We start from the raw sequence: 18,020 nt of genomic DNA on the forward strand, positions 1-18,020 counted from the left end.
CGCGGCTGCGGCGAGGGCCTCGGCAACGCACCTGGCGCGATGTGATGCTCGCGCCGCGGCGGGAAGCGCCAGGACGTGAGTCGACGCCAGGTCGCCGCGCCATACCGGCAGCGCCGCGCCCCCGCTGACAGCGGGTCAAGCAATGCTTCCTCAAACCTTCCGCGATGGCACTGTGTGCCTTCTCACGCTCCCCCACCCCTGCCCACGTTGTCTGCATCACAGCGCAAATGTCCTTTTGGCGTCCATGCTCGGAACGGAAAGACGCTCCCGAAGTGGAGCCCGCAGTCACCCTCTTGGGCACGTGACGTTCACGTGGCCCATGACACAGCACGCCTGACCTTCCCCTGTTCTTCTCGCTCTTCTTCTTTCCGTTCTGCTTCCCCTTGGAAGGTGCCCCACCATGGCCGCTTACCTCTGCCCCCCTGCCGTGATACACGGCGAGCACTCCGTGAAGACCAGCCAGATCGTGACGGAGGTGCGTGACCGGCACCCGCATGCGCCCTGGGCGCCGCGCATCGACGCCATCGCGGCCAGTACGGGCATCGAGGCCCGCGGGTGGATGCTGCCGCTGGAGACCGCCGTGGCGCCCGGCAGGGGCAACGCCCTGAGCTCCGTCGGTGTCGAGTCGGCCCAACAGGCCCTGGTGCGCGAAGGGTTCGGCCCGCAGGACGTGGAGCGCGTCGTCGCCGCCCTGGGGACCGTGCCCGCGCCGCAGACCGTGCAGGAGCGCACCGCTCCGGCCTGGGAGGCCGTGCAGGCCTACGGCGAGCGCGCGGCGCGCGGGGCCTTGCAGACAGCCGGTCTGGACGCCTCCGACGTCGACTGTCTGATCACCAGTCACTCCACCACCCCGGCACTGCCGGGACTGGACATGGCCCTGGCCAACACGCTCGGGCTCCGCAGCGACACGATGCTGCTGCCCGCCACGCAGTGGGCCTGCATCGCGGGCACCCGCTCGCTGGCGCTGGCGGCCGACCTCGTGGCCGCCGACCCCGACCGGGTGGTCCTGGTCGTCATCTCGGAGGCGCTGAGCACGACCTATCAGCCCGCGGACGACACTCTCGAGTCCCTGATCGTCCGGTTGCTGTTCGCGGACACGGCGGTCGCCGCGGTGGTCACGGGCCGCCGGCGGCCCGAGTCGGTGCTCAGGCTGGACGCGGCCTGGCACCACACCCTGCCCGGCACCCAGGACCTGCACCGCCTGGAGACGCGGGAGGACGGCACGCACTTCGTGATGGACCGGCGCGGACCGCGCGCCGTCCAGGAGACGGTCACGGCGATGTGGGAGTGGCTGCGCGCCCGCTACCAGGACGAGCCCGACGCCTGGCACCCCGACGTCCTGCTCGCGCACCCCGGAGGCACCCGGGTGCTGGAGTACATGGAGCAGACGATGCCCGACGCGTGGCCGTCGGGGCTGCTGGACTACAGCCGGGAGAGCTACACCAGCGGCAACCGCGGTGGCGCCGCGGTGTTCGACATCCTGCGGCGGGCGTACGACGCCGGGCGGCAGAAGGCCGGCGACCGCGCGGTGCTGTACGCGGCGGCACCGGGTCTGACCGCCACCGCCCTGGAAGGACAGTGGCTGTAGGCGTGCCGCGTACGGCGGAACGGCCCGCCCCCGGAAGGGGTGGGCCCCGTCACCTCGCGACTTCCGCCCAGACGACCTTCCCGGTGTCCGTCCACCGCACGCCCCACCGGGAGGTGAGCCGGTGCACGATGCCCAGGCCGCGGCCGCCGTCGTCGAGCAGATCGGCCCGCCGCAGGCGCGGCCTGCCGTTGCCGGTGTCCCCCACCTCGCACAGCACGCCGTCGCCGGACCTGATCAGCCGTACGGTGACGGGACCGGCGGCGAAGCGCACCGCGTTCGTGACCAGTTCACTGACGAGCAGCAGCACGTTGTCCCGGGTGTCGTCCCGGGTGCGCCACTGCTTCAGCAGCGCCGAGACGTGCGCGCGGGCACGGGCGGGGGCGTCGGTGCGGGCGGGCAGCCGCCAGGTCGCCGTGTCCTCCTTGCGGTAGCCGATCATGCGCGCGAGCAGCAGGGTCACGTCGTCACGCTGGCGCGCGGGAGCCAAGGTGGACACGACGTGCCGTGCGGCCTGCTGCAGGCGGTCCCAGGGATGCACCGTGGAGACCGCGGCCGCCACCCGGGCGATGCCCTCGTCGATGGACAGGGCGGGATCCTCCACCAGACCGTCGGTGTAGAGGGCGAGCAGGGATCCCGGGGGCACTCTGAACGTGTGGACGTCGAACGGCTCCCGCAGTGCGAACTCGGCTCCCAGGCCCGGGTGGGGACGGACCGCCAGCGGTCCCGCCCGGCCGTCGGGGGTGACCAGGACCGGGGGGAGGTGCCCGGCGCTGGCCAGCACCACCTGGTGGGTGACCGGGTCGTAGAGGGCGATGCAGCAGGTCGAGCCGAGGGCGCTGTAACCGGCGGTCAGTCCGGACTCCGCGTCGTCCAGCAGCGACACGGTCTCGTCCAGGTGCTCCAGCACCTCGTCGGGCGCGAGCCCCGCGGACAGCAGCGCGCGGGCCTCCATGCTCAGCTGGCCCATGGTGGCCGCGGCTCCCAGGCCGTGCCCGACGACGTCGCCGACGACCAGCGCGGTCCGTCCGTCCGGCAGCGGGAAGCTGTTCACCCAGTCGCCGCCGACGCCCGCGCTGTCGGGGGTGGCGGGCTGGTAGACGCTGGCGATCTCGACCGTGTCGCCGCCGGTGCGGGGCAGGAGCCGGCGCTGCAGGGCCAGCACCTGCGTGTGCTCGCGCTGGTGCCGGCGGGCCAGGTCGACGTGGTGGGCGGTCCTGGCCACCAGTTCCTGCAGTTCGAACAGCTCACTGTCACGGAAGGGGCTGTCCGCCCGCCGCCAGACCTCCGCCACGCCCAGGACGACGGGCGGCGTGCCGTCCAGGACCAGGGGGATGCACGCGACCCCCGCCGACCGCTCGCCGGGCACCAGGGCGCGCACGACGCGCGGGCTGCCCAGCACCCGCTCGATCGTCGCCCGGTCGGGTATGACGATGGTCTGCGGGGCGTCGTCCCGCAGGACGGCCTGCGCCAGCATGCGGCTGGCGTCGCCGGGAAGGTCGTCGCCCGGAGTCACGTACCCCTCCGGCCACGCCCGGTCGGGCACCAGGGCCGCCCTGCGCAGCCGGATGCGCCGCTGGCCCTGCCCGGTGACGCCCTCGCCCGTCCACACGGCGAAGTCGAGGTCGACGGCGGCCACGTCGCCCCAGGCCAGCAGGGACTCCGCCAGCGACTGCGCGGTCTCGCCGATGTCCAGCGAGGTGCCGATCGCGGTCTCGGCCGCGTACAGGTGCAGCCTCCTGGCCATGGCGATCAGGGAGACGGTCAGGCCCTCCTCCGGGGCGGCGGCGGGCAGGATGCTCATCGAGACCACCAGCTCCGACCCGTCGCCGCGCCGCAGGCGCTGGATCCGGGCGACGTGCGCCTCACCGGTCTCCAGGACCTGCCGCAACCGGCGGGTGACCGTGGGCACGTCCCCGGGGGGCAGGAAGTCGACGAGAGGCCGCCCGGCCTCGACGTGCAGGCCCTCGAAGACCGGAGCCTCCAGGTTGCAGCGGGTGATGACCAGGTCCTTGTTCAGGTTGACCGCCCCGAGGATCTGCTCCTGACGGCCGGTCTCCGGGGAGTCGGTCACCCGCCGGGGCAGGGGCCGGTCCTCGGGCGCGGCGGCGGAGCCGGTGGCCGCTGCCGCTCCACCACGCGGGATGTAGCGCCCCAGGGCCCGGCTGACCAGGTTGAACGCCGATGAGGACGAGGAGGAGGGCGAGGGTGTGGAGTCCATGCGGCTCTCTCAGCAGTCCCCGACACGGTGCCGGGGCGGTACTCGGACTCGTGCGACGGGGCCCCGAGATCCCTGACCGCACACCTCATTGAATAACACGCGGCGCCGCTTCGCCCACACCATGCGCCTGGTCCGCGCAGCCGGCCGAGGGGCCGGGGCGGGTGTCGCCGGTGACGTCGCCGGTGACGTGGACACGGGCGTTCACCGACCGGGGCGAGCCGGCCGTCCCGCGCGAGGACCGGAGGCGGCACGGTGGTGGACGGTTCCGTGCGGGCCCGCCCGGGCGGGCCCGCCGTTTCCGGGCCGCCGGCGCCCCGGCCCGGATGGCAGGGGTGTGGGCGCCGGTGGACGCTGGAGACATGGAAGACGTCCTCGCCTACGCACCTCCGCGGTCCTGGTCGGGCTGTGGGGGGTGTCGCACGCGATCCCGCCCCAGGGCGTCGTCGCCGGATTCGGGAACGTCTCCACGGACAACCGCCGGGTGCTGGTCCAGGAGTGGCTGGCCGAGGCGGTGACCATGTGGTCGTTCGCCGTGCTGGTCGTCGTGGTCACCGCGGTCGGCGGCGGGACGTCCACCGCCGACTGGGTCTACCGCCTCGTCGCCGGGGCGCTGCTGGTCCTGGCCGGACTGACGGCACTGACCGGCGCCCGCACGGAGGTGATCTGGTTCAGGATCTGCCCGGTGCTGCTGGGCGGCTCGGCGGCCCTGCTGCTGGTGGCCGGGCTCCTCTGAGCCGGGCCACCCCAGCCGTGGCACAGTGGCTCCATGTGCGGTCGTTACGTCTCCACCCGCAGTCCCCAGGACCTGAACCGGCTCTTCCACATCACCCAGTGGCACCCCGAGGAGACGCTGGCACCCAGCTGGAACGTGGCCCCGACGGACGACGTCTACGTCGTGCTCGAACGCGCTCCCCGCGGTGACGCCGGGGCGTCGGTGCGCCGGGAGCTGCGGCCGATGCGCTGGGGTCTCGTGCCGTCCTGGGCGAAGGATCCGAAGATCGGCTCCAGGATGATCAACGCGCGGGTGGAGACGGCGCACGAGAAGCCCGCCTACCGCCGCGCCTTCGCCAAGCGCCGCTGCCTGCTTCCGGCGGACGGCTTCTACGAGTGGCAGCCGCTCACGGACGAACGAACCGGCAGGACCCGGAAGCAGCCGTACTTCCTCCACGCAGAGGACGGACAGGTGCTGGCCCTCGCGGGTCTGTACGAGTACTGGCGCGACCCGGAGGTGACGGACGACGAGGATCCGGCCGCCTGGCTGATGAGCTGCACCGTCATCACCACCGAGGCCACCGACGCGGCCGGCCGCATCCACCCCCGCATGCCGCTCGCCCTCGCCCCCGACCGCTACGACGCGTGGCTGGACCCCCGGCGCGAGGACACCGACGCCCTGCGCGCCCTGCTCGCCCAGCCCGCGGACGGGCACCTCGACGCCCGGCCCGTCTCGACCGCCGTGAACGACACCCGCAACGACGGCCCCCAACTCCTGGACGAGGTCGCGGACTGACGGACTTCTCGTGATCGCCCCGCTCGGCTGACTCAGCCGGGGGGCTGCCGCCCAGCGGCTCCCCCCTGGGCCCGAGTGCGGCCGCGGGAAAGATGAACGTCCTGATCTCGGGCAGATGATGCAGATGATCTTCTCATCGTCCAGCAGGGGGCATCTCTTGACCACACCCGCACGTCGGACGCCGGCCGCACACCGTCGGCACCGGTTCGATCTCCGCTCGACGGCGATGTTCTTCGTCCTGCTCGCGTTGGTCGTGTGCGCCCTGGGGGCCACGGTCCGCATGGTGGCCGGTGCCGTCGAGCGGCGGCCCGGCTGGGTGTGCGTCCTGGTCGTGCTGGGCATGGCGGTGTGCGGGGGCCTGGGGCGCCGGTGGCGCGTGGGCAGGGCGGCACGCCGGGCCGCGGCGGCGCTGGACGAGGCGGCGCGTGAGGCGGCCGACGCGCTCGAGACGCCCGTGATCCCGCAACCGCGTCCGGCCGTCGAGGTCACCACGGACCACGACGCGCTGACGCCCGACGAGTTCGAGAGCGCGATCGCCGTGCTGTGCGAGCGGGACGGCTGCTCCGCGGTCGAGGTGGTGGGAGGCGCCGGCGACCTGGGCGCCGATGTGCTCGCCGTGACGCCCGACGGGCGCCGGATCGTCGTCCAGTGCAAGCGGTACGACCGGTCCAACCGGGTGGGCTCCCAGGACCTCCAGCGATTCGGCGGCACGTGCTTCACGGTCCACGAGGCCGATGTCGCCGTGGTGGTGACCACGAGCGAATTCACCGCGCCCGCCCTGGAGTACGCCGACCGGTGCGGCATCGTGTGCGTGGACCGGGAGGCCCTGCGGACGTGGTCGGACGGCACCGGTCCGCTCCCCTGGGACGCCGCACCCGGCGGCTGGATCGCGGGGCCCGGACTGGCCGGCGCCGAGTCATGAACCGTGCGAACCGCGCGAGCGGGGTGCCCGGAGTCCCGGGGGCCGGGCCGCCCGGCGGCGCCGCGGACAGCGGCCGGCGGGTCACCGGTGAGGCCGCGGGAGGCGTGAGGTGTGTGCGGCGCCCCGACCCGGGTAGCCGTACGGAACAGGCCGGTGGACGACACAGCGAGCGACAAGGAACGAGCCCAGATGGTCATCCCGCTTATGAAGCAGGCGGGTGAGCGGGACAGGGACGAGCACGTCGCACTGCACTTCGGTGCGGCGTGGGCCGAGGGTGCTGCCTGCGCGGGCGTCGCGCGCAGGGCCCTGCGTGCCTTTCTCGTCCATGCCCGGCGCACCGGCCACGCTGCCGTACCGACCCCCTTGGCCGTGGATGCAGAGCTCGCCGTCAGCGAACTGGTCACGAACGCGATCCGGCACGCGCCCGGGCCGTGCGGGATGAACCTGCGGCTGTCTCGGGAAGAGCTGGCCATCACCGTGTGGGACGCCTTCGCCCGGGAACCGGTCCTGAGGGAGAAGGACTGGAACCGGCTCGGCGGTCACGGCATGCGGTTGGTGCACACGGTGAGCAGCAAGGTCGCCGTCGTGCCCCGCGCCGGCGGGAAGCACGTGACCGCCTATCTGTCCCTGGCCTCCCCCGCGAAGGCGGGCATCGGCGCCAGGACCGTGCTGTCGTCGCCCCTGACGGGCAGCACGCCGCGGCAGCCCTCCTGAGGGTTCCGGCTTCGTGGCGGCCACCCGGGCCCGGCGCGGAAGACTTCCGCGCCGGGCCCGTCGCCCGTCGCACGCGGTGTGCCCGGTGCCCGTCAGGCGTGGGACAGCGCGAAGGAGAGCAGGAAACCGCCGACGGTGACCAGGCCGATCGCCAGATGGGCCTCCTCGAACGCCTCGGGGATCATCGTGTCGGCGATCATCGCCAGGATCGCGCCGGCCGCCACCGCTGTCACCGCCGCCACCACGGCGGGCGAGAAGCTCCCGACCACGGTGTAGCCCAGCACCGCCGACAGGGTGCCGGCGGCGGCGATCGCCCCCCAGACCCCGAACACGTACCCCTTGCCGCGGCCGGCCTTCTTCATCCCGGCCGAACTCGACAGCCCTTCGGGGACGTTGCTGATGAACACCGCCACCACCGTGACGAGGCTCACGGCACCGCCTTCGAGCAGGCTCAGGCCGATGACCGCGGACTCGGGGACGCCGTCCAGCAGTGCTCCGAGCGCCAGGGCCAGGCCGGATCCGCTCTGTTGCTCCTCGGACGGCTGGCACTGCGCGGTGTGGTGACCGGACCGCTTGCGATGGCGGGCGCCCCGGCGTGCCAGCCACACGTTGCCGGCCGTGTAGGCCGCTGCCCCGGCCAGCGTGCCCACGGCCGCGGGGACGAGTCCGCCCTCGCCGTAGGCCTCCTGCACCAGCTCGAAGGAGACGGCCGACAGCAGCACACCCGAGCCGAAGGCCATCACCAGGGCGATGACCTTCTGCGGAACGCAGAGCGCGTAGCCGAAGGCCGCGCCCAGCAGCAGCGCCGATCCGGCCAGCAGTCCCCAGCCCCCTGCCTCCATGACGTCCATGGCGCACCGACTACCCGCGAGGGCGGTCCCGACTCCCGGCGGTGGCACGCGTTGTGTCCCGGTGGGGGGTGCGCCGCCGGCCGGCCGGCGCGGTGCGGTGGTCGAGCTCGATGGCGAGGGGGGCGGTGAAGACGGAGGAGTACGTGCCGACGGCGAGGCCGATGAGCAGGGCCAGGGCGAAGTCGGTGAGGGTGTCCCCCCGAGCACCGCCAGGGCGGACGGTGAGCTGCGCGGTGCGGCCCAGGACGTCGGCCGCCTGCTTCGGGTCCTGCACGCCGGGCAGTTCGACGATGATCCGGTTGCTGCCGGACCGCTGCAGGGTGGGTTCGGCGACGCAGGCCGCGTCGACGCGGCCGCGCACGGACGGTACGTACGGCACCTGCCCGGGCTGCGCCGAGCCCGTCCCGGCGGAGCGTCTGGAGATCCTCCCCTACACCCCCTACTGCGTTGCCTGCCAGCGCCGCGCCGCCGCCTGACCGGCGCGCCGGTCCCCGCCGTCCTTCGCGATCGCCCTGCCCAAGGGGTGCAGTGGTGAACCACCAGCTCGTCGCCGACCCTTCGGCACACCTGGCGGGACGGACGGCTCTGACGGCTTCGCCGGCCTCGCGGTCATGAAGCGGCGCCGGCGGAAGACCCTCTCGCGTGGTCCCCCGGACACGATCCTCAGGGCCGACCCCGCCCGCGTGGAGGCGCTGCTGCGGCGCGGAGCGCGCCCGGAGCGCGGGAGGGCGACGCCACCACGCCTCTGTATGCGCCGCGGTCCTCGTCGCGGCGGGGCACGGTCCGCGAACGAACCGTCCCCCGGCTCATGGTCCTTCACGGCGGTGCCGGCCCGTGCCGGTGGCCGGCGCCGCGTCGCCGCCGCTCGTACCGCTCGTGCCGGTCGTGCCGTCCTCATCGTCTCCCGCGCCGCCGGTCCGGTCGCGGGTGGCGATGAGGGACCAGGCGATGGAGACCGTGATGGTGGCGGCGATGACGCCCAGGGTGAGGGGGATGGGCAGCTTGCCGACCGGCGTCTCGGACAGGATGAGCTTGACGCCGGCGAAGGCGAGCAGGACCGCCAGGCCGTAGTGCAGGTACTGGAAGCGCCGCAGGAGCCCGGCGAGGCAGAAGTACAGGCTGCGCAGCCCGAGGACGGCGAACGCGTTGGCGGTCCAGACGATGAAGGTGTTGGTGGTGATGGCCAGCACCGCGGCGACGGAGTCGACGGCGAAGACCAGGTCGGTGGCCTCGATCGCGACCAGCACCACGAACAGCAGCGTGGCCACGCGCCGGCCGTTGACGCGCAGGAAGAACTTGTCGCCGTGGAACTGCGGATCGGTGGGGATGACCTTCTTGACCAGCCGGACGACGGGGTTGCGGTCGGGGTGGACCTCCTCGTCCTTGGAGACGGCCATCTTGTAGCCGGTCCAGATCAGGAACGCGCCGAAGAGGTAGGCGGTCCAGAAGAACACCTGGAGCAGTTCGGCCCCGATGAAGATGAACACCAGCCTCGCGCCGAGGGCGCCGATGACACCCCAGAACAGGACCTTGTGCTGGTAGGCGTCGGGTACGGCGAAGAAGGAGAAGACCAGCGCGAAGACGAAGACGTTGTCGATCGACAGCGCCTTCTCGATCAGGTAGCCGGCGTAGTAGGTGGAGGCGGTCTCGCCACCCTGCCAGGCGAGCAGGATCAGGCCGAAGCCCAGGCCGATGGCGATCCACAGCCCGCTCCACACCGCGGCTTCGCGGAAGCCGATCACGTGGTTGTCGCGGTGGGCCAGCAGGTCGACGGCGAGCATCACGCCGATGCCGACGGTGACCGCGGCCCACACCCACAGCGGGACGGCGAACGACAGTTCATTCATGCTTGGTGGACTTCCTCGGTCGACGTCGTACGGACGGACGGTGCAGGGTCGCCGTGGTGATGGCCGGGCCCGTGCGGTACGGAGGGGAGCAGGGCCCGGCCGCTGGTCTCACATGGGCACTCACCTCCCAGGTTGCGGCATGTCCGGGGCAGGCGCTCCGCCGGGCGGCGGCGGCCCGGCGGCGCGGACGCCTCGCGAGGGCGAGCCACAGACCGACGACGACCAGGTCCACCAGCGCCAGCAGCCACCACGGCGCGAGCGCGGTCAGTGCGCTCATGACGCCTCCTCGGCCTCGCCGCTCGCGAGCGGGCTCCGCCGGGCCGGCGGCCCGGCGGTGCTCACCCGGAGCGGCGGCCCCTCGGCCGGTGCCCGTCCGGCACCGGCCACGAGGGGCACCGCCCGGGTGGGTGCGACGGCGTGCACGTGCGGCCCGCCGCGCATCGCCGAGGCGGCGATCAGGCTGTGTGCGTCCAGACCCGCGGGACCCCGGGTCGAGGCCACCACCAGGGGCGAGTGGTGGCGGGCGGCCAAGGCCAGCACCCCGCCCGCGGCCCCCGTCCCGGGCTGCCCGGCGTGCTCGGCCGGGACGCGGTGGGTGACGGGGATGTAGCCCACCCCGGCCCCCCGCAGCCGGGGCAGCACCCTCGCCAGGAGCGTCCGGGCGGTGGCGGCGTCCACGCGGGACCGCGCCGGGGTCCGCCCCCGGGTGGCCAGGACGGCGACCAGCAGGACCGGGGCCTTGCGCGGTGCCGCCAGGCGGACCGCGGCGTCCACCACGGCCAGGTCGTCGGGACGGTTCGTCATCACCGCGGTCACCGGGTGCGTCAGGGCCTGCGCACCGGTGACAGCCGGGGCCGGGTGGGCCGGTAGGGAGTGCTTGGACGGCATCGGACCCCCTTTCAGCGGGGTCGTAGGGGGTGGCGGGGTTGTGTCCAGGTTCACCTGGCCGACCGATGCCCGTCAAGAGTTACGTGAAAAGTTTTTCGCCAATGAGTTTTCGCGAAATGGGCTGGACGCGCGAGGGGGGCTTCGTATGATGAAGGCCATGAGCCAGCCCTCCAGCCAGCGCGGCGACCAGTGGACCTTCCTCACCAACCACGCGCGCGTCCTGATCGCCCTCGCCCGTGATCCCGACGCACGCGGGCGGGACGTCGCCGACGCCATCGGCATCACCGAACGGGCCGTGCAGCTGATCGTCGCGGACCTCGAGGCTTCCGGATACCTCACCCGCACTCGCGTGGGCCGGCGCAACCGCTACACCATCGACCCGACCGTCGCCCTGCGCCACCCCAGCGAGGCCGACCACCCGGTCGGCGACCTGCTGGCCACCTTCCTGCACCGCGAGGACTCCCCCGCCGCCGACCCGGAGCGGGCTGCTTCGTAGAGGGGACGCGGGGCGGCCGTGCGCCGGCGTGCGGATCAGCCCGGCTGCCGCTCGGGCGCCGGCCGGAGCACCTCGGCGAGGCGGCGTTCACCGGTGCGGTGCTCGGCGAGCGGGATATGGGTCCGCAGTCCGCAGGCGGTCGCGCCGCCGTCCCCAGCGTGCTGGCCGCCGTGCAACAGGCCGTGGACGCCTTCGCCGAGGGGTTCGAGCGCGCGCAGCGGCAGGCGGTGCGTCAGGAGGAGGCCGCCCGGCGCGAGTTCATCGACGACCTGCTCTACGGCCGCAGCGACCTGGGGCGTCTCGCCGAACGGGCCGAACGCTTCGGGTTGCGCCTGGCCCAGGCCCATGCCGTCGCCGTCGCGCAGGGCCCCACCGCCTACGAGGAGGGCGACCCCGTCCCCCGCCAGGTGGAACGGGCCCTCATCTCCCGCTTCGGCGACCGCAGCACCCTGCTGACGACCAAGGGCGGTCGGCTGCTGTGCGTCGCCCCCGGTCATCAGGACGAGGTGCTCACCCACTTCGCGAAGCACGCCCATGCCGCCACCGACGGCGGCCGGGTGGCCATCGGCCGGCCGCGGCCCGGCCCCGGCGGGGTCGTCCACTCCTACGAGGAGGCGCTCAACACCCTCGAACTCGCCGAGCGCCTGGACCTGGAGGACCCGGTGCTGCGGGCGGCCGACCTGCTCGTCTACCCCGTCCTGGCCCGCGACCGGCAGGCCATGGCCGAACTCGTCCTCGCCACGCTCGGCCCGCTCACCACGGCCCGCGGCGGACCCCGGCCCCTGCTGGACACCCTCACCGCCTACTTCGACTCCGGCTGCGTGGCCGCGGAGGCGGCCCGCCGGCTCGCCCTCAGCGTGCGTGCCCTGACCTACCGGCTGGAGCGCATCCACCGGCTCACCGGCGCCAACCCGGCCGATCCGGCCCACCGTTACATGCTCCAGACGGCGGTGATCGGCGCGCGGCTGCTGGACTGGCCCGACCAGGACCTCTGACGCGGCCCGGCAGGCATCGGGTGCACGAGTCCGGCTCCGCCGAAGGACACGTCGAAGCGGTCCCACCGGATGGTGACGCCGGTGCAGCGGGACGGGTCTCGCGGTCACCGGGACCACCGACACCACCGCGTCCCTGACCTGGAAGCAGGTCGACGGCGCCGCCCCCTACGTCGTCCGCCGCGGCGGCACCGAGGCGGGCACCACGGCGTCCGCCTCCTACACCGACACCGGGCTGGACACGGCTACGGCGTACACCTACACGGTGGCGGCCGTGGACGCGGCGGGCGCCACGGGCGCCTTCTCCGCGGCCGTGACGGCGACCACCACCGGGTTCACCCCGACGTGCCACACGGCCAGCAACCACGACCACACGGTCGCCGAACGCGCCTACCAGAGCAGCGGCCAGACCTACGCCACAGGCTTCGGGCAGGCCATGGGGCTGTGGAACACCTTCACCACGCACACCCTCGAACAGACCGCGCCCGGCTACTGCGTCGTCGCCGACCACGGCTGCCCGGCCTGAGCCCGCCGCCGCGGCCCGGGCGGGTCACGTCACCGCCGGGGCGGCGGTGTCAGCCGAGCCGTCTGCGCAGGGCCGCCGTCAGCCGGACCGGCGCCACGCGCAGCACCAGGGCCCCTTCCCGGCCGTGGCGGAGGGGCTTGGCGTAGTACGGGCGGCCGAGCCGCGACGCCCGGAACCAGCGTGTGCCGGTCAGTCCCTCGGGGGGCGGCACGGGCAGCCAGGTGTCCGGTTCGCCGGTGCGCAAGGTCAGCGCCCACTGCCCCGGGGGCAGCCGGTCGGCCCGCAGGCGAGCCGTGAGGCCGCCTGGGCCGCCGTCCGGTGCGGGCCGCAGCGGGACCTCCCGCGTCGCGCCCGAGCCGTTCTCGGCGCGCAGGGCTGTGAACCCGGGGCGGCGGTCCGCCGTCTGGTTCAGCTGTGCGGTGACGACGAGCGTGTGAGGGGCGAAGGGGTCCCAGGCGATCGAGGTCACGCGGCATGCGGGCTCGTCCTCGGTCCGCCGGATCTCCAGGGAGAAGTCGCCGTGCGGGGTGAGGAAGGGACGTGCGGTGGCGGGTCCGGGGCCCGGGGGCAGGTGCCGTTCGGGCGGGGCGGTCGTCCTGCCTCCCGGGGCGGTGCGGAGCCGGACGGTCCGGCTGACTCCCTCGGCGCGCACGTCCAGGTACAGGTCCCAGACGCCGGTGCCGAGCGGCCTTCCCGAGGTGGCGTGCGCCAGGTCGATGTCGACGGTGAAGCCCGCTGTCGCCGCGTCGGGTGTGCCCGCCCCGGCATCGGGCCGGCCGGCGGCGGGGGCGACGGTGACGGGCACGTGGATGTCGGGATGCGCGGCGCCGCGGGCCCGCAGCATCAGGCGGCTGGTGGGATCGAGGGGGCCGACGGAGTCGATGCGCGCGTGGCCGGTGAGCCGGAGGACACCGCCGCCGCCCGTCCACGCCGCTCCGGTCAGGTCATGGCGGACGGGGAGCCGGTCGGTGGCGTCGAAGCAGACGTCCGGTACGGCTTTGGCGGGGTCGCGGAAGAAGGGGTGCAGCCAGTACACGCGCCCCTTGTCGACGAGGTGCCCGCGGGCCCCGTCCTCCTTGGCGTGCCGGGCCACGGTCATGAGGTCGTCGTAGCGGTCCGCGCACAGCAGGTGGACGATCAGGCGGTCCGGCGGGGCGAGGAGCCGGACGAGGCCGTCGGTGACGTAGGTGAGGGCCCACTCCCGGAACTGCGGGTAGAAGTGCTCCCGGGCCCGCTGGTCGCTCTCCCGGGGCAGCAGGGCGCGCAGCGGCCCGCACAGTTCCCACTCCACGTGCCGGCGCATGATCCGGTCCCGGCGCGGGCCGGGCTCCAGGTACCGGGCGACCGTCTCGAAGCACAGCCGCGTGCCGTCCATGCGGTGGACGAGGGAGGCGGCCGTGAGGGTGAGGTTGTTGCCGTTCTGGCGGTTGCGCGAGTAGTAGCAGTCGTAGTCGGCGACGACCGAGATGCCGTCGGCGTTGAGGAACGCGGCGGCGGTGAACGGCTTGTCCTCGCAGTTGCGGTAGGGCGGGAAGCGCAGCTCCAGCCGTTCGATGAGCGAGCGGCGGAACAGCTTCCAGCAGCCCAGGGTGCGGTAGGCGTGCGACGAGAAGACGTCGGTGCGGGGCTGGTCGTGGGAGAAGACTGCCGTCGGCACGGCGCGTCCGCCCACGGAGACCATCTTGCCGAGGACCACGTCGGTGCGGTTCTCGTCCGCCATCGCGACCATGCGGCGCAGGGCGTCCGGGCCGAGGTAGTCGTCGGAGTCCAGGAAGAAGACGTAGTCGCCGCGGGCCAGGTCGAGGCCGGTGTTGCGGGGGCCTCCGGCTCCTCCGCTGTTGGGCTGGTGGACGACGCGCAGGCTCGGGCAGGCGCGGGCGAGCCGGTCCAGTTCGGCTCCGGTGCCGTCGGTCGACCCGTCGTCGACGGCGATGATCTCGATCGCGTCCAGGCCGAGGGTCTGCTCCATGGCGGAGGTGACGCACTGCGTCAGTTCCGGCATGGAGTTGTACGCGGGGATGATCACGCTCACGCGCGGCGGGTTCGTACGGGGCATGCTGACTCCTCCCACCGGGCACGGCCGGGCCGGCGGCCGCGGTGACGGAGGCCGGGGACGGACGGTCACTGCTGTCCATGGAGCCCGCGCCGGGGTGCGGGCGCCCCCGCACGGGCGTCCTCGTTGCGCCGGCAGGGTGCGTGGATCACCCGGCCGGGCGTCCGCGCCGGCCTGGATCGTTCCGGAACCGGGGGACGCCGAGCGGCCACCGTGCCCCAGATGGTCACATATCGTCGTTCATGTGGTGAATGGTGGAGACGGGTGGGGCAGCGAGGCGGCTCCGGACGAGGCGCTCAGTGCCACGGTGCCGCGCACGCGGGCGTCGGCGGGAGGCGTGTACCTGCTGCCGACGCCCGAGCCGATGCTGGGCCTGGCGGCCGTCTGCACCCGCGGTGAGCGGCCGGCCGGACCGCTCAGGGCACGAGGCCCTCGCCCTCCGCCTCGTCCTCGACGGTCATGCCCGCGATGTGCGCGGTGACGGTGCCGAGGACGTCCGCCCACGCCGCGTCGTCGCCGAGGACGAGGTAGTTGAGGGTCAGGCCGTCGGTCACGGCGGCCAGGTAGCGCGCCACCGCGGGGACCGGTACCCGCAGCCGCAGGCCCATGGTCCGTCGCAGCTGGTCGATGAGGTCGGCGTAGGTCTCGGCGTACAGCTCGTACTGGCGCCGCGCCAGGTGCTCGAAGCCGGGCCGGCGCAGGGCGTACCGGGTGAGTTCGTAGGTGAGCATGTGCTCGTCGGGGTGGGCGCGGACGTGGTCCCAGTACGCCTCGAAGCCGGCCCGTACGGTCTCCTCGAGGGTGGCTCTGGGCCGCAGGGCCCGCTTCACCAGCGTCACGTAGTGGCCGGTGATGGCGGTGATGACGGACTCGATCAGCTCCTGCTTGGAGTCGAAGCAGTAGTGGAAGACGCTCAGCGAGACGCCCGCCTCGGCGGCGATGGACCGGGGCGTCGTCCTGGGGACGCCGTCCCGGGCCATCACCCTGATCGCCGCTTCGGTGAGCTGTCGCCGCCGCCCGGCGGACGGCAACCGTGCCATGGGTTCCTTCCCCGGGCGGGAGTCAGGTGCCGTGGACGCCGACCTCGCGCAGGGAGTAACCCCACTCGGTGCCGCGCCGCACCCCTTGGACGCGCACGTACCGGGCCGGACCGGCGGTGAACTTCGCCGTGTCCAGTCCGCCGTCGCCGGCTGTCGTGGACCAGGCGGTGCGCCAGGTCACGCCGTCGGTGGAGAGGTCGATGCGGTACGACGCGTCGTCCGCGCGTTCCCAGTCGAGGGTGACGCGTGCGACGGTCCGGGTGGCTCCGAGGTCGACGCGGTACCACTGGTCGTCGCTCCAGTCGCTCGCCCATCGGGTGCCGCGGTCGCCGTCCACGGCCCGGTGAGGTCCTAGCTCGTGAACAGGCTCCGTTCCGAGGAACCGGCCGAGGCGGCCGCGCCGCGCGCGAGGTCGGCCGGGGGCTTGTGGCCCTCGGACGCGGCCCAGGTGTCGGGGGACCTCCACGCCGGCCGGGAGCCTCTTCTCGGCCTCGGCCGCGGTGGCGTCGCCGATGGGGTTGTCGTGCTGGGGGCCGGTGCACTTCTCGGTCTTCCAGAAGGTGCCGGTCGACGGGAACTGGCCGACGTTGATGGCGGTTCCGAGGGTGCCCGAGTCGAAGCGGACCCCGCACAGCGCGTTGTCGAACTTGTGGCACAGGAACATGCTGCGCACGCCCAGCGCGTGCAGTTCGTCCAGGCCCTCGTCGATGTCGGCCTTGTCGCACTGCGCGATGTCGAGGACCTGCGGAGGAGCGACACCACGGTGGCGTTCTTGCGTCTGCGGTACGGGCGTCCGGAACCGGTCACGGCCCACGTCCCTCGGTCGGCGGGATGACGAGGCCGGTGAGCCGGAACGCCGTCCGCCGCCCGAGGGGCCGGGAAAGCCGCGTCGACTTGTCATGACCTCATCCAGGGTGTTGCGAGAATCGCCACTCCCCGGGGTGTGAGTCAAGAGTCCGGGACGGATGACCTACTGACGGGCCATCAGTTCCGCAGGATCACAAGGGCCCCCTCAAACAGACCAGTTGAGGGGGTCGAGGGTGCGTGGGCCCGACGAGCACCCGGAGCCGGGCCCACCGTCAGGGCTCGGCGCCGGACAGCGGGAAGTCCCGGAACGTGGTGCCGCCGCGGTGGACGAACGTCACGGCGGGACCCGGCCCCTCACGGGAGGCCGGGTGCGGAACGAACCGCGTGGGGCTGCCGGCTACAGGACGGGCCCCGGGCCGGTGCCGGAGTCGCCCGGCTGGATGCGGCCCCGCCAGGCACCGGACTCGGCGCCGCGCTCCTCGATGTACTGCTTGAAGCGCTTCATGTCGCCCTTGATCCGCCGGTCGATCGTGCCGGTCATGTCCGCGGCCTTCTCGGCGGCCCCGCTGGTCTCGATGTCCATCACCAGCTCCACCCGGGTGTGGGTGTCGTCCACGCGCTCGAAGCGCACGGAGCCCCTCTGGTGGATGTCCCCGCTGGTCGTGCGCCAGGTGACCCGCTCGTCGACGAGCTGGTCGACGATCTCCGTGTCGAACTCGCGGCGCACTCCGGCGATCTTCGTCGTCCAGTGGTTGTGGCGGTCGTCCACCTGCCTGATCTCTTCGACGCCCTCCATGAAGTTCGGGAACTCCTCGAACTGCGTCCACTGGTTGTAGGCGGTGTGGACGGGGACGTCGACTTCCACGGTTTCCTTGACGGTGCTCATCCGTATGCCTCCGTATCTCACCGATCGACTGCGGAAGGCCTCTCGGCCCGCAACGGTCCGGGACCGCGGCGACCGGGTACCCGTGATGTCCCGGTTGCCACATCGAATTCGGCCGAGGAGCCACAACGGCCCTCACGGCACCGGTCGAACGCGGCTACGATCCCGGCGTGCGCCTTCCCCACTCCGCCTCGGGCTGGACCATGGCCGTCTTCGGCATACTCGCCGCCGCCCTCGGGGCGCTGGGGCTGGTCTCCCCCGTCGCCCAGCTGTCGCTTCTCGGGCTCCCCGCTCCCGGCGGGCGCGCTGCGGGCGACTTCACCCCGGCCTTCATGACGGCGTCGTCGATGGCGGCGCTGAACATGGGGGTCTACTACATCCTGGCGGCGCTGGCCGACTGGCGGGCCTTCTTCCACTGGACGGTGCCGTTCCGGCTGCTGACCTGCACGGTCTTCGTCGTCGCGGCGGTCGGCGGGAGGGCGCCGGGCGCCTTCGTGGGGGTCGGGCTGTGGGAGGGCCTGGGGGCGGTCGCGACGGCCGCGGCCCTGCGGTTCGACCGGCGGCGTGCGACCGGGAACGCCCGTACGGCACCGACGGGCTGACCGGCGCCGCCCGGCCGTGGGACCTCGTCATGGGACGGCACGACGACCGGTCGCGGTGCGCTCGTGCGGGCGGCGTGAACGCGGCG

At 73.4% G+C, this 18,020-nt stretch carries 17 protein-coding genes and 4 pseudogenes; 10 read left to right on the forward strand and 11 right to left on the reverse strand.

The features are described from left to right. Window positions 1-400: 400 nt before the first annotated feature. Entirely contained in the window at window positions 401-1,588 is a 1,188-nt protein-coding gene (locus ACFW6P_RS19985) for a type III polyketide synthase (protein WP_386424302.1), read from the forward strand. A gap of 49 nt (window positions 1,589-1,637) precedes the next feature. Here ACFW6P_RS19985 and ACFW6P_RS19990 read toward each other — a convergent pair whose 3' ends face one another. Next, a complete protein-coding gene (locus tag ACFW6P_RS19990; RefSeq protein ID WP_386359336.1) occupies window positions 1,638-3,806 on the reverse strand; it encodes a SpoIIE family protein phosphatase in 2,169 nt (722 codons plus the stop codon). A 412-nt stretch (window positions 3,807-4,218) separates the two neighbouring features. On the opposite strand from ACFW6P_RS19990, the gene ACFW6P_RS19995 reads away from it, so the two are divergent. The 4 genes from ACFW6P_RS19995 (at window position 4,219) to ACFW6P_RS20010 (ending at window position 6,949) form a co-directional block, all read left to right on the forward strand. After that, on the forward strand, window positions 4,219-4,539 hold the full coding sequence (locus ACFW6P_RS19995) for a hypothetical protein (protein ID WP_386359335.1): 321 nt from the start codon (window positions 4,219-4,221) through the stop codon (window positions 4,537-4,539). 33 nt (window positions 4,540-4,572) lie between these two features. Continuing rightward, window positions 4,573-5,313: an SOS response-associated peptidase gene (locus ACFW6P_RS20000; protein WP_386359334.1), complete on the forward strand. Its 741-nt coding sequence runs from the start codon at window positions 4,573-4,575 to the stop codon at window positions 5,311-5,313. A gap of 157 nt (window positions 5,314-5,470) precedes the next feature. Beyond that, a complete protein-coding gene (locus ACFW6P_RS20005; protein WP_386424304.1) occupies window positions 5,471-6,235 on the forward strand; it encodes a restriction endonuclease in 765 nt (254 codons plus the stop codon). A 153-nt stretch (window positions 6,236-6,388) separates the two neighbouring features. Further along, window positions 6,389-6,949 (forward strand): ATP-binding protein, encoded by a 561-nt coding sequence (locus ACFW6P_RS20010; RefSeq protein WP_386359332.1) that lies wholly within the window; start codon window positions 6,389-6,391, stop codon window positions 6,947-6,949. Between the two features lie 92 nt (window positions 6,950-7,041). Here ACFW6P_RS20010 and ACFW6P_RS20015 read toward each other — a convergent pair whose 3' ends face one another. From ACFW6P_RS20015 to ACFW6P_RS20025, 3 genes and pseudogenes are all read right to left on the reverse strand, one after another. Continuing rightward, complete coding sequence (locus ACFW6P_RS20015) at window positions 7,042-7,800, reverse strand: ZIP family metal transporter (protein WP_386424305.1); 759 nt, start codon at window positions 7,798-7,800, stop codon at window positions 7,042-7,044. A 10-nt stretch (window positions 7,801-7,810) separates the two neighbouring features. Continuing rightward, window positions 7,811-7,975 carry a hypothetical protein gene (locus ACFW6P_RS20020; protein ID WP_386424318.1) on the reverse strand — a complete coding sequence of 55 codons (165 nt, stop codon included), beginning with the start codon at window positions 7,973-7,975 and terminating at the stop codon, window positions 7,811-7,813. Window positions 7,976-8,011: 36 nt separating this feature from the next. Then, window positions 8,012-8,161, reverse strand: a pseudogene (locus ACFW6P_RS20025) (hypothetical protein); the annotation flags it as partial. A gap of 4 nt (window positions 8,162-8,165) precedes the next feature. On the opposite strand from ACFW6P_RS20025, the pseudogene ACFW6P_RS20030 reads away from it, so the two are divergent. Continuing rightward, a pseudogene (locus tag ACFW6P_RS20030) lies at window positions 8,166-8,276 on the forward strand (TraR/DksA C4-type zinc finger protein); the annotation flags it as partial. A gap of 330 nt (window positions 8,277-8,606) precedes the next feature. Here ACFW6P_RS20030 and ACFW6P_RS20035 read toward each other — a convergent pair. Genes ACFW6P_RS20035 through ACFW6P_RS20045 form a run of 3 tightly spaced genes read right to left on the reverse strand, consistent with a single transcriptional unit; the run spans window position 8,607 to window position 10,535 of the window. Further along, window positions 8,607-9,647: a TerC family protein gene (locus ACFW6P_RS20035; RefSeq protein ID WP_386359330.1), complete on the reverse strand. Its 1,041-nt coding sequence runs from the start codon at window positions 9,645-9,647 to the stop codon at window positions 8,607-8,609. Further along, window positions 9,640-9,924, reverse strand: coding sequence for a hypothetical protein (locus ACFW6P_RS20040; protein ID WP_386424307.1), 285 nt, complete (start codon window positions 9,922-9,924; stop codon window positions 9,640-9,642). The genes ACFW6P_RS20035 and ACFW6P_RS20040 overlap by 8 nt, the downstream gene beginning before the upstream one ends. Continuing rightward, on the reverse strand, window positions 9,921-10,535 hold the full coding sequence (locus ACFW6P_RS20045) for a universal stress protein (RefSeq protein WP_386359328.1): 615 nt from the start codon (window positions 10,533-10,535) through the stop codon (window positions 9,921-9,923). The genes ACFW6P_RS20040 and ACFW6P_RS20045 overlap by 4 nt, the downstream gene beginning before the upstream one ends. Window positions 10,536-10,692: 157 nt before the next feature. Here ACFW6P_RS20045 and ACFW6P_RS20050 point away from each other — a divergent pair, with 157 nt between their 5' ends. The 3 genes and pseudogenes from ACFW6P_RS20050 (at window position 10,693) to ACFW6P_RS20060 (ending at window position 12,549) form a co-directional block, all read left to right on the forward strand. Beyond that, the gene (locus ACFW6P_RS20050) at window positions 10,693-11,031 is read left to right on the forward strand and encodes a helix-turn-helix transcriptional regulator (protein WP_386359327.1); all 339 of its coding nucleotides are present in this window, start codon (window positions 10,693-10,695) and stop codon (window positions 11,029-11,031) included. Window positions 11,032-11,186: 155 nt separating this feature from the next. Next, window positions 11,187-12,026, forward strand: a pseudogene (locus ACFW6P_RS20055) (PucR family transcriptional regulator); the annotation flags it as partial. Between the two features lie 262 nt (window positions 12,027-12,288). Beyond that, window positions 12,289-12,549 (forward strand): hypothetical protein, encoded by a 261-nt coding sequence (locus ACFW6P_RS20060; RefSeq protein WP_386424308.1) that lies wholly within the window; start codon window positions 12,289-12,291, stop codon window positions 12,547-12,549. A gap of 49 nt (window positions 12,550-12,598) precedes the next feature. Here the strand turns inward: ACFW6P_RS20060 and ACFW6P_RS20065 are convergent, their stop codons facing one another. The 4 genes and pseudogenes from ACFW6P_RS20065 to ACFW6P_RS20080 form a co-directional block, all read right to left on the reverse strand. Further along, a complete protein-coding gene (locus tag ACFW6P_RS20065; RefSeq protein WP_386424310.1) occupies window positions 12,599-14,605 on the reverse strand; it encodes a glycosyltransferase in 2,007 nt (668 codons plus the stop codon). A 413-nt stretch (window positions 14,606-15,018) separates the two neighbouring features. Beyond that, the gene (locus ACFW6P_RS20070; RefSeq protein WP_386359323.1) at window positions 15,019-15,642 is read right to left on the reverse strand and encodes a TetR/AcrR family transcriptional regulator; all 624 of its coding nucleotides are present in this window, start codon (window positions 15,640-15,642) and stop codon (window positions 15,019-15,021) included. A gap of 22 nt (window positions 15,643-15,664) precedes the next feature. Beyond that, window positions 15,665-16,387, reverse strand: a pseudogene (locus ACFW6P_RS20075) (discoidin domain-containing protein); the annotation flags it as partial. Window positions 16,388-16,846: 459 nt separating this feature from the next. Then, window positions 16,847-17,335 carry an SRPBCC family protein gene (locus ACFW6P_RS20080; RefSeq protein ID WP_386359322.1) on the reverse strand — a complete coding sequence of 163 codons (489 nt, stop codon included), beginning with the start codon at window positions 17,333-17,335 and terminating at the stop codon, window positions 16,847-16,849. A 200-nt stretch (window positions 17,336-17,535) separates the two neighbouring features. Here ACFW6P_RS20080 and ACFW6P_RS20085 point away from each other — a divergent pair, with 200 nt between their 5' ends. After that, window positions 17,536-17,934 carry a hypothetical protein gene (locus tag ACFW6P_RS20085; RefSeq protein ID WP_386359347.1) on the forward strand — a complete coding sequence of 133 codons (399 nt, stop codon included), beginning with the start codon at window positions 17,536-17,538 and terminating at the stop codon, window positions 17,932-17,934. Window positions 17,935-18,020 lie beyond the last annotated feature (86 nt).

This window comes from Streptomyces sp. NPDC058741, assembly GCF_042746715.1.
Classification (GTDB): domain Bacteria; phylum Actinomycetota; class Actinomycetes; order Streptomycetales; family Streptomycetaceae; genus Streptomyces.

Coding starts and splice junctions, on each gene's coding strand:
- ACFW6P_RS19985 (WP_386424302.1), top strand. CDS start 401: ATGGCCGCTTACCTCTGCCCCCCTGCCGTGATACACGGCGAGCACTCC.
- ACFW6P_RS19990 (WP_386359336.1), bottom strand. CDS start 3,806: ATGGACTCCACACCCTCGCCCTCCTCCTCGTCCTCATCGGCGTTCAAC.
- ACFW6P_RS20000 (WP_386359334.1), top strand. CDS start 4,573: ATGTGCGGTCGTTACGTCTCCACCCGCAGTCCCCAGGACCTGAACCGG.
- ACFW6P_RS20015 (WP_386424305.1), bottom strand. CDS start 7,800: ATGGACGTCATGGAGGCAGGGGGCTGGGGACTGCTGGCCGGATCGGCG.
- ACFW6P_RS20035 (WP_386359330.1), bottom strand. CDS start 9,647: ATGAATGAACTGTCGTTCGCCGTCCCGCTGTGGGTGTGGGCCGCGGTC.
- ACFW6P_RS20040 (WP_386424307.1), bottom strand. CDS start 9,924: ATGAGCGCACTGACCGCGCTCGCGCCGTGGTGGCTGCTGGCGCTGGTG.
- ACFW6P_RS20045 (WP_386359328.1), bottom strand. CDS start 10,535: ATGCCGTCCAAGCACTCCCTACCGGCCCACCCGGCCCCGGCTGTCACC.
- ACFW6P_RS20050 (WP_386359327.1), top strand. CDS start 10,693: ATGAGCCAGCCCTCCAGCCAGCGCGGCGACCAGTGGACCTTCCTCACC.
- ACFW6P_RS20065 (WP_386424310.1), bottom strand. CDS start 14,605: ATGCCCCGTACGAACCCGCCGCGCGTGAGCGTGATCATCCCCGCGTAC.
- ACFW6P_RS20070 (WP_386359323.1), bottom strand. CDS start 15,642: ATGGCACGGTTGCCGTCCGCCGGGCGGCGGCGACAGCTCACCGAAGCG.
- ACFW6P_RS20080 (WP_386359322.1), bottom strand. CDS start 17,335: ATGAGCACCGTCAAGGAAACCGTGGAAGTCGACGTCCCCGTCCACACC.
- ACFW6P_RS20085 (WP_386359347.1), top strand. CDS start 17,536: ATGGCCGTCTTCGGCATACTCGCCGCCGCCCTCGGGGCGCTGGGGCTG.